The organism is Aneurinibacillus terranovensis DSM 18919, from assembly GCF_000430625.1.
Lineage (GTDB): Bacteria > Bacillota > Bacilli > Aneurinibacillales > Aneurinibacillaceae > Aneurinibacillus_B > Aneurinibacillus_B terranovensis.
Genome location: NZ_AUMJ01000061.1, coordinates 17600 through 34237, shown reverse-complemented (window position 1 = coordinate 34237; position 16638 = coordinate 17600). Strand labels below are relative to the sequence as shown.

The window sequence follows — 16638 nt, the reverse complement described above, 5'->3', positions numbered from 1 at the left end:
GTCGTAGAATACATGGAGTATTATAATAACCGGCGAATTCACTCAAGTTTGCATTACTTGTCTCCGAAAACGTTCTATCAGCAGCATATAGAAAATGGGTTGATGCCAGTAAAAACCATACATGTATAGGTAGAGTTGGGCGTAGCGAACCATTTACGGTGAGAACGAAATCGAGTACACTCGCACCTGCCGGTGCGTCAAGAGCATCCTGAGTTCAAAACATTCGCATCGGCCTTGAACTCAATACTCGATTTCGAGAGGCTCACCGTCAATGGCCAACGACAGGGAGAAAAGCTTAATACGAAATGTAACGAAAATGACTCAAAATAGAAGGTATGTCCAAATAAGCGGGGTTAATCCGCTATGAAATAGGGAAATGTGCGTATTTGCTATTGAACACAATATATAAATAACGCTTGATGTTTCGACATAGATGAGGTGGTGAGAGGATAGGAATGTTGGAAGTAAGAAGGTGGATACGCCCTGCGTATCGACCGTGACAAGGGCGAGGCGCTTTCGATCCACAAAAGAATGTCGATAGATCAAAAGCGATTTATATAGGTTCCTATCAAATTATCATTTAATCATGAACGAAGGTGTATCGATCATGTTCATGCAGACTTATACTCCCGTCTCTCCCATTGGGTGGTCGGTGCTATTGGCTGTCTTACCGCTATTCATCCTTTGCCTGCTGCTTGTAACTGGATGGATAAAGCCGGTAATTACGTACGGTGTGGTTTTGTTGCTGACCGCAAGATTGGCCGGAATAGTGTGGAAAGCTCCCCTTATGGGTTGGCTCGGAACGTTTTTAACAGGCAGCAATTCGGCATCCATTGCGTTGTTTGGTGGTTTGCAGTCCTATGCGGCGCAAATTACTCACTTGCCCACTGTTGGAATTGCGGCCTGTTTTGCAGTAGCTGCGGTAGGAGGGAAAATGATTGCCCCTCAGGCTCTTGAAGCTGTGGTTGAGTCCTCCGGTTTGGCTTCCGGTTCCGATTACAGCTCATTGGTTTTGCTTTCTGGTTCCATTAGCATCAATTGGGTTAATGGTTATATGGAAACTATGTGGTACCAATTAGGTTCCATTTTGGTGCAATAAGATACCAGGTGCTGAAGTTTTATATTTAATACTTCCAATATTTCTATGAATTTATAATTGGCATAATATTTGCAATTAAATTTTAAACGATTAATGCGATTTGATACTGAGAGGAGTGAAATGAATGCGCTTAATTAATACGACAGCAGTCATTATCAATGATAAATGTACGGGCTGTAAGATTTGCGCTCAAGTCTGTCCAACCTTAGCCATTACCATGGATCCAGTTCCAGGAACCAAGCATAGAAAGCTGGCAGTAGTCAAAGAGGAAAACTGCACAGGCTGTACCGCTTGCGAACAGCGCTGTCCGTTTGATGCCATTGAGATGACAAAGTTGGAGAAATCGCGCATGATTGGCGTGGATGTTGGTCAATCAGATTATGAAGAAGTACGGAAAATTTGTTATGATGCACATTTTCATCCGGAACAAATCATTTGCTACTGTACCAGCACCCGTGCGGAAGAGGTGGCTGCCGCCATTCTTCAGGGAGCGGATTCTCCGGATAAAATTTCGCAGGCAACCGGCTTGCGCACAGGCTGTACCGTGGAATGCCTCCAACCGGCCATTCGCCTTCTGAGTGCCGCGGGAATCCAACCAGAAACGCCAACGGGTCGGTACCAATGGTATGGGGCGACACCAACAATTTGGGATATTCCTGATGAGGTGAAAGAGAAGTATGCTCAACGCGGTTTTTATTTTGATGCAGACATCGATTTCATGGATAAGATTCGCAACGCCCCTCTATCCAATCAATCTTGTCTAGTTAAAAAGGGGGAAGAATAATGTACCGTGCACCGATTCAACCTCTTGCCCCCCGGGCTTCGCGATATGGCGTAGATCCGGGATTGGTGAAAAAGCGGTTTGCTGATCTGCCAGATATGACGTCGCTGATGCTGAATGAACTATTTCCAGATGTCCCTGAGATCATTTATCCGAGTGAAGAAGGGATCTACTCCATTCGTCGCCATGCTGAAGCGGCATTGGAAAAAGTTGATCTGTCCATGATTCAGCCGAACCATACCGTCAATATCCTGGCCTCCCACCATGGATTTACGCTCCTAGGCGGAGAGCCATATGCAGAATTACTGAAAACGGTTTATGACGTGGTGAAGAAACGGACAGGAGCCAAGGAAGTCCGTTTGCGTGCAGGAGTGGGACTTCGTTTTCGGGAGACAGAAGAATATATTAAACGTTTTGATTTGAAAAAGCATTTTGACCGGGCCAGAGGAATGGCCCCAATTGATGAAGGCATTCCCATTGAAACAGAAATCGGAACACTTTATGGTCTGAAATGGACATATGACGCAGATTGGATTATCCACGTACATAACAGTGATGTACGCGAAGTCCATTTCCACCGCCAGGTAGACCGTGCGGTGAAACCGTTTGGAATGTCTTATGCGCGGATTGAAACGCGGTCGACATACCATCAAAATTTAGGACCGCGGGGGGCGAATTTTACGGCCAGAGCGATTTTCGAATCTCCGTTTGTGCAAAGCAAATTCGTGGGAGCCGTGTTTATGAACATGTCTCCAAGCGGTGTAATTAGCATTGAAGCAGATAATGACTTATACCGTATTAATGATATTATCACTCTGGATGGTCTGCGTCACTATGGGAAAGTATTTCAGTTGTTAGGGGAAATTGATGAGTGTATTGTCGGTTTGGATTTCCCTTGTCCGGTTCCGTATGTATTCTCAGCTGGGGTGATTTATTGTAACTTTGTCGGAGCAAATTGCGATCTGTTCGACCTGGATGTTAAGCTCGCACCATATACGTGGTACACGGAAGCGTTGTATGGAAAGGATGGAAAACCACTGATTCCGGATGTACAACCAGTCAACCCTGCGATCAAAATGGTAGTGCATAATTACGCGTGGATCGGATATCCGAGCGCTTTCTTCTCACAGCAGGTGCCAACGCTGGTAGTAGGAAAGGAACAGGCGGATCTGTTTGAACATGATCCGCAAAATATGGAGTATATGAAATATGCAATGGTAGCAGAAAACCTGGACGATTCGATGAAGTTTGCCTACAAGACGACCGGAACGGATAAAGTGATTGTGTTTGACGGTGCAGTCGGTGGTATCAATGTGAGCCGTTCCTTGGCGGATCAACTATTGGAGATCGCTCCGAAGGTTAGTGCGAAAGTTGATAATATCTTGATGCCGAAATGGCTGAAACAAAGAGGAATCCTAGTTAATTCATAAAGACTCATAGGGGAAACCAGAAGGCTTTTCCCCTATGAAAGCAATGTTCGTTCACAAGATAAGAAGTCGGATTTATAGTATTGCTTGGTAATAGTCATGGCATAAGTATAGGGGGAGAAATATGTCTAATCTATCCAGTGCATCTAATGTATCAACTGCTTCAAATACAAACCCGTCAATCCCACCTGTTGATAATCGTCAAATGGTAAGGGCTTCGATTGCATCTGTTTTAGGATGATCTTTGGATCTTTTTGATTTGTTTATTCTGCTTTATGTTGCGCCTGTGGTTGGCCAGCTGTTCTTTCCTTCGGATATTCCTGTGCTTTCTCTGGCTGCTGTTTACGCATCGTTTGCGGTGACGTTAATTATGCGTCCGGTCGGTTCCGCCATTTTTGGTGCATATGCTGATAAACATGGGAGAAAAGGAGCTATGATCGTAGCGTTTGTTGGTGTCGGTGTGGCTTCCGCGTTGTTCGGCGTTCTGCCTACAGTTGATCAAGTTGGTATTATGGCTTCAATTATTTTTCTTGTCCTTCGCTTAGTTCAGGGGATTTTTGTTGGCGGGGTGGTAGCTACTCATACGATCGGCACTGAATCTGTTCCGCCTCAGTGGCGGGGAACGATGTCCGGTATAATCGGCGGTGGAGGTGCTGGTTTTGGAGCATTGCTGGCATCTATTGTATATTTCATCGTTTCGGCAGCGTCTCCAAATGAAGCGTTTAACGAATGGGGCTGGAGGATGATGTTCTTTAGCGGTATCCTTAGCTCTATCTTCGGTATCTATGTATTTAAGGCATTGGAAAGAATCCCCGTTATGGGTTCAATTGCGTAAAGAGAAGGGAAAAAATAAGGTGGAACAACCAAAGCTAGAAGAATCACCAGTTCGTATTGTGTTTTCCAAATATCTATCGGTATTACTTGTAAACCTGATGATTGTTTTTGGTGGTGCCGGTTACTATTTGACAGCCGGATACCTTCCGACGTTTTTGAAGATGGTTAACAAGATTCCGCCTTCTACAGCATCATTTATTCTGATGGGAGCAAGTGTGGCTGCGATCGTTTCTGCGTTAGGATTCGGGTATCTTAGCGATGTGATTGGAAGAAAGAAATCCTTTGTGCTTATCGGAATTATGAACATAATTGGGATGCCTCTGCTTGCGTTAGGATTAGGGAACTCAACGGATGTCACTTCGATTACGTTGTATGCTATGGGACTTGCGGCATTAGGTAATGCCGGATACGCACCTGTAATGATCTTTTTGAATGAGAGGTTTCCGACAGCCATTCGTTCCAGCGGTACAGGTATCTCCTGGAACATAGGGTTTGCGCTTGGCGGTATTATGCCGACGTTTGTATCGTTGGCCAGCAGTTGGACCGGCAGTATTCCTCATGCCCTTGCTTATTTTTCCATAGCAATCTATATCATTTATCTGATAGGAAGTTTTATTATTCCAGAAACAAAAGGCAATTTTCAATAATTCTTTATAATGACTGATGGGGTGAACAAACGTGAGAATGGTTGTAGGGATTTCAGGTGCAAGCGGTGCCATATATGGTGTTCGGACCGTGGAAGCGCTGCACAGGTTGGGAATCGAGGTTCACCTCGTAATCAGTGAAACAGCCTTGAAAACGATCGAATACGAAACGAATTATCGTTCGCAAGATATATACAGGATGGCTGCAAAAGTATATGACAACCGTGATTTGGGGGCCGCGATTTCAAGCGGGTCTTTTAAAGTAAATGGAATGATTGTTGCTCCTTGCTCCATAAAGACGCTTGCAGGGATTGCTAATAGTTTTAATAGTGAACTGCTGACCAGAGTTGCGGATGTTCAATTAAAAGAACGCAGAAAACTGGTGCTTATGCTGCGCGAGACCCCTTTACATCTGGGGCATATTCAACATATGATGAGCGTTACTCAAATGGGAGGAGTTATTCTTCCCCCGGTTCCATCTTTCTATCATTTACCCAAAACGATTGATGATATTGTAGATCAAAGTATTCAGAAAGCACTGGATCAATTCGATATTGAAGCCAATTTGTTTACGCGGTGGGAAGGAATGGAGCAAACGATAGGGAAGGCTAAAAAATGGACTTGAGGAGGAGAAAAATGGCTACATTAACTAACTCGAAACAGGTTATTTATTACAACTATATTAATGGGGAGTGGACAGATTCTTCCTCTAAAGAATTGCTGGAGTCGAAAAACCCAGCAACGGGTGAGGTTGTAGGGTACGCGCAAAATTCAACCGTTCAGGATGTGAAACAAGCGATTGATACGGTATTTCATGCGTTTAACCAGAGTGATTGGGGGTATAATCCAAAGCGCCGTTATAATGCTTTGTTAGGGTTAGCTCAATTAATGGAAGAAAATATAGAGCATCTTGCACGTGTATTGACGATGGAGCAGGGCAAAACCATTCGTGAGTCACGACAAGAGCTAACGGGTTGTATCGATACTTTAAAATATTTTGCTGGTGCGGCCCGAACGATATTTGGACGCTCGATCCAGCTTGAACCCAATAATTTTGGTGTCATTGCAAAGGAGCCGATTGGCGTAGTAGGGATTATTTGTCCCTGGAACTGGCCTGCCCTTCTCATGATTCGGGAGTTGGCCCCTGCTTTGGCAGCTGGTAACGGAGTAATTGTGAAACCGGCAAGCCTAACACCTGCAATATCCGTGGAAATTTTCAAGCTGATTGACCAAGTTCCGGACTTTACAAAAGGAATTGTGAGTATTGTAACGGGACCTGGGCGTGCGATTGGTGCAGCCATGGGAAAAAGCAAAAAAATCGATATGATCAGTTTCACCGGCGATACTTCCACCGGTAAGACGATAATGGAAATGGCAACGAGCAATATCAAAAAACTGGCGTTGGAGTTGGGCGGAAAATCACCAAATGTCGTGTTCCCAGATGCCAATTTGGATAAGGCGATTCCTTTAATTGGACGATCCATCTTTATTTCTGCCGGACAGATTTGTATGGCAGGTTCTCGATTGTTAGTACATAAGTCTATTAAAGATGAAGTAGTGTTCCGCTTAAAACAGTATGCGGAAAATCTGCAGGTGGGCAATGGAATTCATGAGACGACAGATATGGGGCCGGTTGCTTCACAAAGCCAGTTGGATTTGGTTGCAGAGTATAGTGAAATTGGCCGCCGTGAAGGAAAAATCATTACGGGCGGTTATCGGCTAACAGGTGGGGACTACGATAAGGGTTATTTCTTTGCTCCAACGATCATTGATGAATTGGCGTCCTCTTGCCGGGTAGTACGGGAAGAAATTTTTGGGCCGATTCTAGCAGTACAATCCTTCTCTACTGATGAAGAAGCACTTGTCATGGCTAATGATTCCGATTTTGGACTATCTGCCGGTGTTTGGACAACAGACGTAAATCGTGCTATGAGGATGTCAAAAGGCATCAAAGCCGGTACAGTTTGGATTAACACATACAATAAGAACTTTCCAGAAGCGGAATTTGGTGGATATAAGCAAAGTGGTCAAGGACGTACCCGTGGAATTGACGGCTTAATGGAATATTGTGAAACGAAGCACATTCATTTTGAAATCGATTAATAGCGACTATATGAAAAAGGAGTGTATATAGTGACTATAAGCCCGGCAGTGAAGGCGATAAATTTTGAATTTTCATTTAATCTCCCTACTCTTATTGAGTTCGGGTACGGAAAAATGGAAAAATTTGGACAACAGCTTATATCAATTGGAGTTAAACGGATATTTATGGTAACAGATAAAGGAGTTGAATCAGCTGGATTGCTCGCTGCATTGACTGATTCGTTGCAGGCAGCGGCAATTCAATTTGATATCTATACAGATGTAGAATCTGACCCTAGCCTAGAGACAATTGACCGTGGAGTTGAAGTTTTTCAGCAAAAACCTTATGACTGCATTGTCGCGGTCGGTGGTGGAAGTCCAATTGATACAGCGAAGGGAATCCGCGTCGTTGCAGCCAATGGAGGAAATATCGGTCATTATGCCGGAGTAAACCAGATTCCGGTTGCTCCAACGATTCCTCTGCTCGCTATCCCGACTACATCCGGCACAGGGAGTGAGGTGACGAACTTTGGCGTTTATTCCGATTGGCAAAATAATGTGAAGGTAACTGTGACCAGTCAGTATATGGCACCAACCATTGCATGGGTCGACCCGGCATTGACTATGAGCTTGCCTGCGAAAATGACCGCTGCTTCCGGTATCGATGCATTGGCCCACGGTATTGAAACATTCTTCTCTCTCGGGTCGAGTCCGGCGTCCGATGCTTTAGCGATAGAAGCAATCCATACAGTAAATAGGTACCTTAGTCGTGCTGTGCATAATGGTTCCGACATGGAAGCGCGAATCGGAATGTCACATGGCAGTTTATTAGCAGGAATGGCGTTTAACAACGGATTTTTGGGTCTTGCCCATGCGATTGGCAGCGCTCTTTCCGGACATTGTCATGTCCCGCATGGAGTTGCCATAGGACTCTTGTTGCCAAAGGTAGTAGAATTTAATGCTACTGTCCGTCCGGATAAAGCGGCCAAGATTGCCGGGTTAATGGGAATGAAGGGGGAGCATTCGGAAGAGCTGGCTCTTCAGGCAAGTCCTGCTGTTGCACGGCTTGTAGAGGATATTGGACTTCCAACTCGTTTGAGGGAAGTGGATGTAACAGAGAAGAAGCTTTTCGAAATTGCTAAGGATTCGTTCAAGAGCGGGATGATGAAGTTTAATCCACGTCAGCCATCCGAGTCGGAAGTGTTACAATTGCTAAAAGAAATATTTTAATCATACTTCATCATAAAACTATCATGGCTGACTAGCCGCAAACTTGAGCATAAAAATCAGAAAAAGGATTATAGGAGGAGACATTAGGATGAGAGCAAAGACATTCCGAACGTGGATGCAGTATCTTCAATCGAAAGACCGATTGGCTGTGATTGATAAAAACGTCAGTTTACAATATGAAGTTGCTGCTGTAAGCAAGAAGTTGGATGGAAAAAAAGCAACCTATTTTACAGCGGTAGAGGGATATTCAATTCCCGTTGTCTCCGGCATTTGTTCCAGCCGTGAAGATTTCGCTGAAGCGTTGGAAACCGATCAGCACGGAATTATCCCTAAGTTTACTGAAGCGGTAGCGTCACCAACACCCTGTCGGTTGGTGGATCATACCGAGGCTCCAGTAAAGGAAAATATCATTCTAGAAAATATCAATTTGATGAAGATGTTTCCGATTCCTGTTCACCATGAGAAAGATTCGGGCAACTATATTACAGCAGGACTGTTTATTGTTCGTGATCCGGTAACCCGCAAGCAGAACGTTTCCATTCATCGTCTTCAGGTTTCCGGAAAAGACAAGCTGGGCGCGCTGATCCTTCCTCGCCATACATTCCATCTGTACAAGCAGGCAGAGGAAGAAGGAAGGGCTTTGGAATGTGCGATTGTCATAGGAGTCGATCCGGTTACTTTGCTGGCTTCGCAAGCGAGTACACCATATGGAGTCGATGAACTGGAAATTGCGGGTTCCCTACGCGGAGAGCCGCTGGAAGTGGTTCGTTGTGAGACGGTTGACATCGATGTGCCTGCTTTTGCAGAAATTGTGCTTGAAGGTAAGATTCTACCTCATGTGCGTGAGCCGGAAGGACCTTTTGGCGAATTTCCAAAATATTACGGACCGCGTAGTAACAAGGAGGTCGTCCAAATTACAGCGGTTACTCACAGGAATAATCCGATTTTTTATACGATTGTACCAGCTGGCTATGAGCATCTTCTATTGGGAGGCATTCCTCGCGAGGCAAGTTTGTTCCAAACCATCCGTCAAACTGTTCCAAGTGTAAAGGCTGTCCACATGAGCCCAGGTGGAACCTGCCGCTACCACGCCATCGTCTCCATTAAGAAAAGAAACGAGGGTGAGGCGAAAAATGCCATTATCGCAGCCTTTGCCAATAGTTTTGATATTAAACATGTCGTTGTTGTGGATGAAGAAGTCGATATTTTTAATATGGAAGAGGTAGAGTGGGCGATTGCAACTCGCTTTCAAGCGGAAAAAGATTTAGTACTAGTCCACAGTTCCCAGGGATCAAAACTGGATCCGTCTACGGAGGAAGGAGTAGGCTCTAAGATGGGATTGGATTGTACCGTTCCGTTAAACAGCGAACCTATGCGCTATTTAAAAGTATATATTCCTGGTTATGACGAAATAAAAGTAGACGATTATATCAATTCTGAGGCCACTATCAAATCGGTACATTCAGAATAGCATAATGGTCGATAGCGAAAATGTTAAGAATGCCTTACAGGCAAATCAGAAACAGTCGAATAGTATACCGGCATGTAGAAACAGCAGAAAAAGAAAAGGCTCTGCGTTGTGTTCTACATGCAGGGTTTATCATTTTTATAAGATAGGAGTGGGATGAATGGAAGGGAGCTTACTATCGGTTTTGGCCATAGGATTTCTTCTTGGGGTTAAACATGCAATTGAACCTGACCATGTCATAGCCGTTTCGACCATTGCAAGTCAAAGTAAAAGACTATGGCGCTCTTCTTTAGCGGGAGTTTTTTGGGGAATTGGCCATACGACAACGTTGTTTATTGTTGGTCTTATTCTTATTTTTATGAAGGGTGAAATACCAGATAAATGGGCTATGTCTTTAGAATTTTTGGTGGGGATTATGTTGGTTTATCTTGGAGTTACAAGTATCCTTTCTTTTAAAAATATCCACTCTCATGAGCATAAACATAATGGAGAGTTACATAAGCATTTCCATTCCCACAAACATGATAGTGAGCATAGGCATAAACACCAACATAAAGATATTTTCTATATAAAATCAATGTTAGTTGGTCTAATACATGGACTAGCAGGAAGTGCAGCAATGGTTCTGTTAACAATGTCTACAGTTAAGAGCGCTTGGGAAGGTGCTGTGTATATACTTGTATTTGGGGTCGGAACTGTCATTGGTATGCTCCTATTTACAACAGTTATTGGGATTCCGTTTGTGTTTAGTGCGAATAAGGTCAGTGTAAATATAAAACTTACGCAAATTACCGGTGGAATTAGTACCGTATTTGGGCTTTATTATATGTATAATTTGGGAGTAACCGAGGGTTTATTCAAACTTTGGATGCAATAGATTTGAAAAATAAGAATTTATGTCCGTAGAATAGAAATATTCCATGCTACTTGTAAGGGTGATTATCTCAAGAAAACGATAGAAAGGTTGTTTTCTTGAGATAATCACCCCTTTGTTTTTGTCGTTACAGTTTCCGCATGTTACCCAATTCATAGTGGAAACATAGCATTCCGGTTTCCTGATATGTACCATGTTAGAATATTTCCAACTATGTTGTTAAGCATTTGACACCATCAAGTTACCATGTCTAACGACAATGGAAACACAGAGCTTCCGAGTTTGTTGGAAACCTTTTTTGAAAATGGAAATACAGAGTTTCCATAAAAACATAATTATTGGTGTTTTTATTATTGGTATAAATATTGCATAAATTTAAAAATATATGAAAGTGAAACGAGAGGAGTGAAATGAATACGCTTAACCAATATGATAGCAGCCATGTTGCTGAACAAGAAGTATATTCTATGAAGGTTAGGGACTGTTAGAAGAAGGAGGATCCTCATGAGCATGTCTCAAGTAGCCCAAAAAAAGATAGGAGATGGGGCGCCTGATCTTCGCGATACGCTATTTAAACCGATTCAACAACGTATATTTACAGCTCAAGTGGTAGCTACGAACTGTGGGATTTTAGCACATACCAGGCGCGCAACGGAGTTCGTGCATGAACTTGGTTGTGAATTATTGTACTGTTTGGAAGACGGGACGGCTGTGCGGCCGGGGGACGTCATCTTATCCTTCCGTGGGACGCCAAAGAGTGTAGCCATAGCAGAAGATAGGGTGCTTGGGGCTATGATGGTTCCATCCGGTTACGCAACGCGTGCTCGTCAACTTCAGCTTATTGCAGGTTCCAAATTGAAGGTCGTTTGCGGGGGGTGGAAAAAACTACCGCAGGAATCCAAGTCAGGTCTGCATGCTGCACTTTCGGCAGCGGGCATCGGTATGCGTATGGTAGATGGTCAGTTTGTGTACATTGACAAAAATTATGTCCGGATGTTCGGAGGGGTCGGCAAAGCACTAGATGCGGCTGCGCAGTTTCCTGATCATAAAACAGTCATCCAAATTCGAGGTGAATTGCAATCAATTGCCGAGGAAACACAGGAAGCAGTTCAAGGAGGAGCTAACGTACTCATGGTGGATACTGGATCCCTGAAGGATCTTGAGGTCGTTTTGAAAATCCTGGACCAGCTTAGCGTTCGTCGAGATGTCAAGGTAGCTTTTGCGGGTGGCGTGACAGAGGAGACATTACTCTTGCTTCGCGATCTTCCGGTTGATTTGGTAGATGTGGGAGCATCCATTCTAAACGCTCCACTGCTCGATATGCGTGTGGATATCGTAGCGTTCGAATAAAAAAACAGTCAGCAAAGAGAATCTATCAAACGAAAGGGAGGCGGAGATGATGGAGTATAGTCTTTTAAATAAAACGGAACTCCGTTTGACGGACGTTTATCTGAGTGATTGCGATTTGTCGGAAATCGCAAATACGGTAGCCGCGGTATTAAAACTGCCCAGGGACCGAGTATTTGTCATCGACGTCCGGGAAGATCACATTGCCTTGGACTTGCTCGTTCATTCAATGAATGATGATCAGTTTGTAGGGAAGAAGGAAGAACTGCTGAATGCGGTCGGTTCCTTTCCGGGAGTTCATCTCGGTCCGAATGCGGATATTCATTCCGAAGGGGTATTGGGCATGATTGCTTTATCTCCGGTAGAAGCCAAACAGGTAGTCGAACAGAGCGCTGCGATGGGCAGCGAAATTCAAAATCGCATTCGCCGCCGTGTGAAGGTATTCCCTACCGGCTTTGAGGTTGGAAAGGGCATGATCGAGGATACGAATACGCCATACCTTGTAAACCGTTTTACGGATGTGGGATGTAAGGTGCAAACCCATCGACCGTTAGCGGACGATATTGATGAAATTGCTGGCGCGTTAAGGCAAGCTCTGGATCAGGGGTTCGGCCTGATTGTAACCACCGGCGGGGTTGGGGCGGAAGATAAGGATTGTACGGTCGAAGCTTTACTTAAGGTTTGTCCGGATGCAGCAACGCCTTATATTGCGAAATTCACTCGTGGACATGGCAGACATGTTAAGGATGGCATTCGCATTGGAGTTGCCAAGGAAGGGTTGAGTTATTTAGTTACACTTCCCGGACCGAATGAGGAAGTCCGGCTCTGTGCCGATGCCCTTGTAGCCAGCATCGAGCAGCAGCCGGAGCCGGAAGTCCTCGGAGAACAGTTGGCCAACCTTCTTCGAGAGCGGTGGATGAAAACGGTAGGTGTACATGGTCATTCCCATCATCCTCATCAAGTACACGTTCACTATTCAAGCTAGCGGTGTAACGCAATCTACCATATAAATAACGCTTGATGTTTCGACATAGATAGGGCGGTGAGAGGATAAGAAGGGTGGAAGTAAGAGGGTGGATGCGCCCTGCGTATCGACCGTAACAAGGTCGAGGGTCTTCTTTTTCTACCTTCTTCTCTCCTACTTCTTATTTCGATCCACAAAAGAATGTCGATATATCAAAAGCGATTTATATACTATATAAAAGGATGGAAAGGAAGATTCAATGCGTCTGATAGTAGAACAAGCAGCGAAAAATTTATGGGAAGCCGACAACAACAGGCAGCCGATCGATCCGTTGACGGAAACGTACCCGGATATTACAGTGGAGGATGCTTATGCAATACAAAAACAAGTCCAGGCATGGAAACTGGAATCCGGAAGCCGTCTAATCGGACATAAGATCGGGTTAACTTCAAAGGCCATGCAAAACGCACTTGGAGTTCCCGAACCGGATTTTGGTTCATTGTTCGAACATGCACTTTTACCGGAAGGAAGCCTTGTTCCGTATGAACAATTTCTTCAACCTAAGGTAGAGGCGGAACTGGCTTTTGTTATGAAGCATGACTTACAGGGGCCTGGCGTACATTTCCATGATGTTATCCGGGCGACCGATTACATCGTCCCTGCTTTTGAGATTATCGACAGCCGAGTACGGGATTGGAAAATTAAAATCCAAGATACAATTGCCGATAATGCATCGTTTGGAGCTTTAGTACTGGGGAGCCGAGGTATTCCTGTGAGTGATTTGGATCTCCGGACGATTGGTTTGGTATTGGAGCGTAACGGAGAGGTAGTTGACACAGCCGCAGGCGCAGCAGTGTTGGGCCATCCGGCAGCGGCGGTCGCGTGGTTATGTAACAAGTTGGCTGCATTTGGTGAGGGTCTGAAAGCAGGAGATATCGTTCTGTCAGGCTCATTTACGAAAGCATACGAGGTAAGGCCTGGAGATCTTTATACAGCCTATTTCGGCGGCGTTGGAACTGTTCAGGTTGGTTTTCAGTCAAAGTAAAATCGATTGCAGGGGGAATCAAGGATGAAAAAATTAAGAACTGCGATTATCGGACCGGGAAATATCGGTACTGACTTAATGTTAAAAGTGTTGCGCTGCGAGGAATTAGAACTTGGTTTAATGGTAGGGATTGTTGCTGAATCGGACGGATTGCGTATGGCCCGCGAGCGGAGCATTGAAACTTCCGATAAAGGGATTGACGCCATTTTAGAGCGGAAGGATGAAATCGATCTTGTGTTTGACTGTACGGGGGCAAAACCTCATGTAAAGCATGCACCGCTCTTACGTGAAGCCGGAATTCGCGCGATCGATCTAACTCCGGCAGCAGTCGGACCATATGTTATACCTTCGGTTAACATGGAGGCAAATCTAAATAGCCCAAATATTAATCTGGTTACTTGCGGTGGACAGGCGACCATTCCGATTGTGGCAAAAATCAATGAAGTTGCGGATGTGGAATATGCCGAAATCGTAGCGACGATTTCCAGTCGTTCCGCAGGACCCGGAACCCGTCAAAACATTGATGAATTTACGAAAACAACCTCCCGTGCGATTCACCAAGTTGGCGGCGCAGATCGATCAAAGGCGATCATTATTCTGAATCCGGCCGATCCACCGATCATGATGCGTAACACTGTCTATACGAAAGTGAAGAATCCGGATCAAAAAGCGATTGAACAGGCTGTAGAAGAAATCGTAAAAGAAGTGCAAACCTACGTTCCCGGATACCGTTTGAAGGTTCCTTCCATTGTGGACGGGGATAAAGTAACGACCATTATTGAGGTAGAGGGCGCAGGAGACTATTTACCGAATTATTCTGGTAACCTGGATATCATTACGGCAGCTGCAGTGGGCGTCGCTCAGCGGATTGCGAAATATCAGGCAGTTGAAGAGGAGGCATCTAAACTATGACACAAAAAATTACCATTACAGATTCAACGCTTCGCGATGGAATGCACACAATCAGACATCAGTTTACTCCTGCGGAAATGGCTGAAATTGCCGGCGCTTTGGATCAAGCCGGAGTAGATCTGATTGAAGTCGGACATGGTGACGGTTTAGCGGGTTCATCCTTTCAATACGGATTTAGCCGCGCTACAGATGTAGAGTATTTGAAAGCAGTCAGTGAGGCAGTTACGAACGGTAGAGTAACCGTATTGCTTCTGCCTGGTATCGGCACAATTGAGGACTTGCAAGCGGCTGTTGCATACGGGACGAAGGCCGTTCGCGTGGCAACTCATATTACAGAAGCTGATATTTCCGAACAGCATATTAAATATGCTAAAAAAGAAGGATTGTTTACCGTTGGGTTTTTAATGATGGCTCATATGGAAGAACCGGAGCGTTTGGTTGAACAAGCCAAGAAGATGGAAAGCTATGGTGCGGACGTGGTATATGTGACAGATTCGGCGGGTGCCTTATTGCCGGATGGAGTGCGGGCCCGTGTGTCGGCTTTACGGGAAGCGATACATATTCCAGTCGGATTCCATGCCCATAACAACCTCGGCTGTGCAGTAGGCAACACGCTTGCCGCTCTTGCAGAAGGAGCTACGTTTGTTGATGGAAGCTTGCGCGGCATGGGGGCTGGAGCCGGAAATTCGCAAACGGAAGTCATGATTGCGGCTATGCATAAAGCAGGATACCAAACCGGTTGTGATCTTGGCAAGTTAATCCATGCAGCCGAAAATATTGTAGCTCCGAAGATGTCTGGTCCGCAAATCATTGATAGTGTGGCTTTAATTCTTGGTTATGCAGGAGTATATAGCAGTTTCTTCCTGCACGCAAAGCGTGCGGCTGAACAATTTGGTGTAGACCCCCTTGCTATTTTGGTTGAATTAGGAAAACGTCGTATCGTTGGTGGTCAAGAGGACCAAATTATTGACGTTGCATATGAGTTAAGTCAGAACACTTGTAAAATAGCAACCCTCTAGAAGATTGTGGAACAAACTTGATATAAAGTTGGGAGTTTTATAATATTTTCTTAAAGGGAGCGTTACAACATGCCATTTCAACTTAAATATGAACAGTTGCTGGAGAATCTTCGCCAGCTTCGACGAGTTGTGGTCGCATTTTCAGGTGGAGTTGATAGCACCTTTTTGCTTAAAGCAGCAGTTGAAGCGCTAGGAAGAGATAATGTTTTGGCAGTAACGTCTGATGCCGAGACCTATCCAGAGCGCGAACGGAGAGAAGCCATGGCTCTGGCCAAAGAAATCGGTAGCCAACACCTTGTCATTCAAACGAGCGAGTTGAATATTCCAGGGTACGCGGAAAATCCAATCAACCGTTGCTACTACTGCAAACAGGAGCTTTTCAGCCATTTGATCCCGATTGCACAAGAACGAGGCTATGATCACGTCGTTTTTGGGGCGATTGCTGATGATCTAAGTGATTATCGTCCAGGATTTAAGGCGGCTTTAGAAAAAGGAGTTCGTGCTCCCCTGCAGGAAGTGGGGCTAGCCAAAACGGAAATTCGTGCCCTATCACATCAGTTGGGCTTACGAACCTGGGATAAACCATCGTTTGCATGTCTTTCTTCTCGTATTCCTTATGGTGAGGTGATTACGCAGGAGAAGTTAACGATGATTGACAAGGCTGAACAGTTCTTAATGGACATTGGCTTCCGTCAAGTCAGGGTACGCCAGCACGATAAATTAGCTCGTATCGAGGTTTTACCTCAAGATATCCAGAAACTAGCGGGTTTCAATGAAATGATTGTAAGCAAACTGAAGAGTATCGGATATATGTATATAACGATTGATTTACAAGGCTACCGTACCGGCAGTTTAAATGAAACACTAGAGACTCCAAAATTAGAAATGGCAAAATAAAGTTTTTCCTGGCGG

The 16638-nt window shown here is 44.8% G+C and carries 17 protein-coding genes; all 17 read left to right on the top strand.

Annotation, left to right across the window (positions count from 1 at the left end):
- On the top strand, positions 1-129 hold a 129-nt coding region (locus H525_RS29525; RefSeq protein ID WP_155837242.1), incomplete at its 5' end, for an IS3 family transposase.
- A gap of 478 nt (positions 130-607) precedes the next feature.
- Positions 608-1099: an L-lactate permease gene (locus tag H525_RS0111790; protein WP_162142496.1), complete on the top strand. Its 492-nt coding sequence runs from the start codon at positions 608-610 to the stop codon at positions 1097-1099.
- 124 nt (positions 1100-1223) lie between these two features.
- Positions 1224-1883 carry a 4Fe-4S binding protein gene (locus H525_RS0111785; protein ID WP_027416391.1) on the top strand — a complete coding sequence of 220 codons (660 nt, stop codon included), beginning with the start codon at positions 1224-1226 and terminating at the stop codon, positions 1881-1883.
- A complete protein-coding gene (locus H525_RS0111780) occupies positions 1883-3310 on the top strand; it encodes a hypothetical protein (RefSeq protein WP_027416390.1) in 1428 nt (475 codons plus the stop codon). Before H525_RS0111785 ends, H525_RS0111780 begins: the two co-directional genes overlap by 1 nt.
- Positions 3311-3551: 241 nt before the next feature.
- Positions 3552-4142, top strand: a complete 591-nt coding sequence (locus H525_RS28615; protein WP_245590468.1) for an MFS transporter — start codon at positions 3552-3554, stop codon at positions 4140-4142.
- Positions 4143-4161: 19 nt separating this feature from the next.
- Positions 4162-4788, top strand: a complete 627-nt coding sequence (locus H525_RS28610; protein WP_245590467.1) for an MFS transporter — start codon at positions 4162-4164, stop codon at positions 4786-4788.
- A 37-nt stretch (positions 4789-4825) separates the two neighbouring features.
- Positions 4826-5410 carry a UbiX family flavin prenyltransferase gene (locus H525_RS0111770; RefSeq protein ID WP_035100815.1) on the top strand — a complete coding sequence of 195 codons (585 nt, stop codon included), beginning with the start codon at positions 4826-4828 and terminating at the stop codon, positions 5408-5410.
- A gap of 11 nt (positions 5411-5421) precedes the next feature.
- Complete coding sequence (locus H525_RS0111765; RefSeq protein ID WP_051330991.1) at positions 5422-6888, top strand: aldehyde dehydrogenase family protein; 1467 nt, start codon at positions 5422-5424, stop codon at positions 6886-6888.
- Positions 6889-6918: 30 nt separating this feature from the next.
- On the top strand, positions 6919-8097 hold the full coding sequence (locus H525_RS0111760) for an iron-containing alcohol dehydrogenase family protein (protein ID WP_051330990.1): 1179 nt from the start codon (positions 6919-6921) through the stop codon (positions 8095-8097).
- Positions 8098-8185: 88 nt separating this feature from the next.
- A complete protein-coding gene (locus tag H525_RS23790; RefSeq protein WP_035100811.1) occupies positions 8186-9568 on the top strand; it encodes a UbiD family decarboxylase in 1383 nt (460 codons plus the stop codon).
- 157 nt (positions 9569-9725) lie between these two features.
- Entirely contained in the window at positions 9726-10442 is a 717-nt protein-coding gene (locus H525_RS0111750) for a HoxN/HupN/NixA family nickel/cobalt transporter (RefSeq protein ID WP_027416386.1), read from the top strand.
- Positions 10443-10943: 501 nt separating this feature from the next.
- Complete coding sequence (locus tag H525_RS0111745) at positions 10944-11789, top strand: beta/alpha barrel domain-containing protein (RefSeq protein WP_051330989.1); 846 nt, start codon at positions 10944-10946, stop codon at positions 11787-11789.
- A 46-nt stretch (positions 11790-11835) separates the two neighbouring features.
- Positions 11836-12771, top strand: coding sequence for a molybdopterin-binding protein (locus H525_RS0111740; RefSeq protein WP_081413366.1), 936 nt, complete (start codon positions 11836-11838; stop codon positions 12769-12771).
- A 238-nt stretch (positions 12772-13009) separates the two neighbouring features.
- Entirely contained in the window at positions 13010-13795 is a 786-nt protein-coding gene (locus H525_RS0111735; RefSeq protein ID WP_051330988.1) for a 2-keto-4-pentenoate hydratase, read from the top strand.
- Between the two features lie 24 nt (positions 13796-13819).
- Positions 13820-14707 (top strand): acetaldehyde dehydrogenase (acetylating), encoded by an 888-nt coding sequence (locus H525_RS0111730; protein WP_027416382.1) that lies wholly within the window; start codon positions 13820-13822, stop codon positions 14705-14707.
- Complete coding sequence (gene dmpG / locus H525_RS0111725; RefSeq protein WP_027416381.1) at positions 14704-15726, top strand: 4-hydroxy-2-oxovalerate aldolase; 1023 nt, start codon at positions 14704-14706, stop codon at positions 15724-15726. Before H525_RS0111730 ends, dmpG begins: the two co-directional genes overlap by 4 nt.
- Positions 15727-15795: 69 nt before the next feature.
- Entirely contained in the window at positions 15796-16623 is an 828-nt protein-coding gene (gene larE, locus H525_RS0111720; protein ID WP_027416380.1) for an ATP-dependent sacrificial sulfur transferase LarE, read from the top strand.
- Positions 16624-16638: the final 15 nt, after the last annotated feature.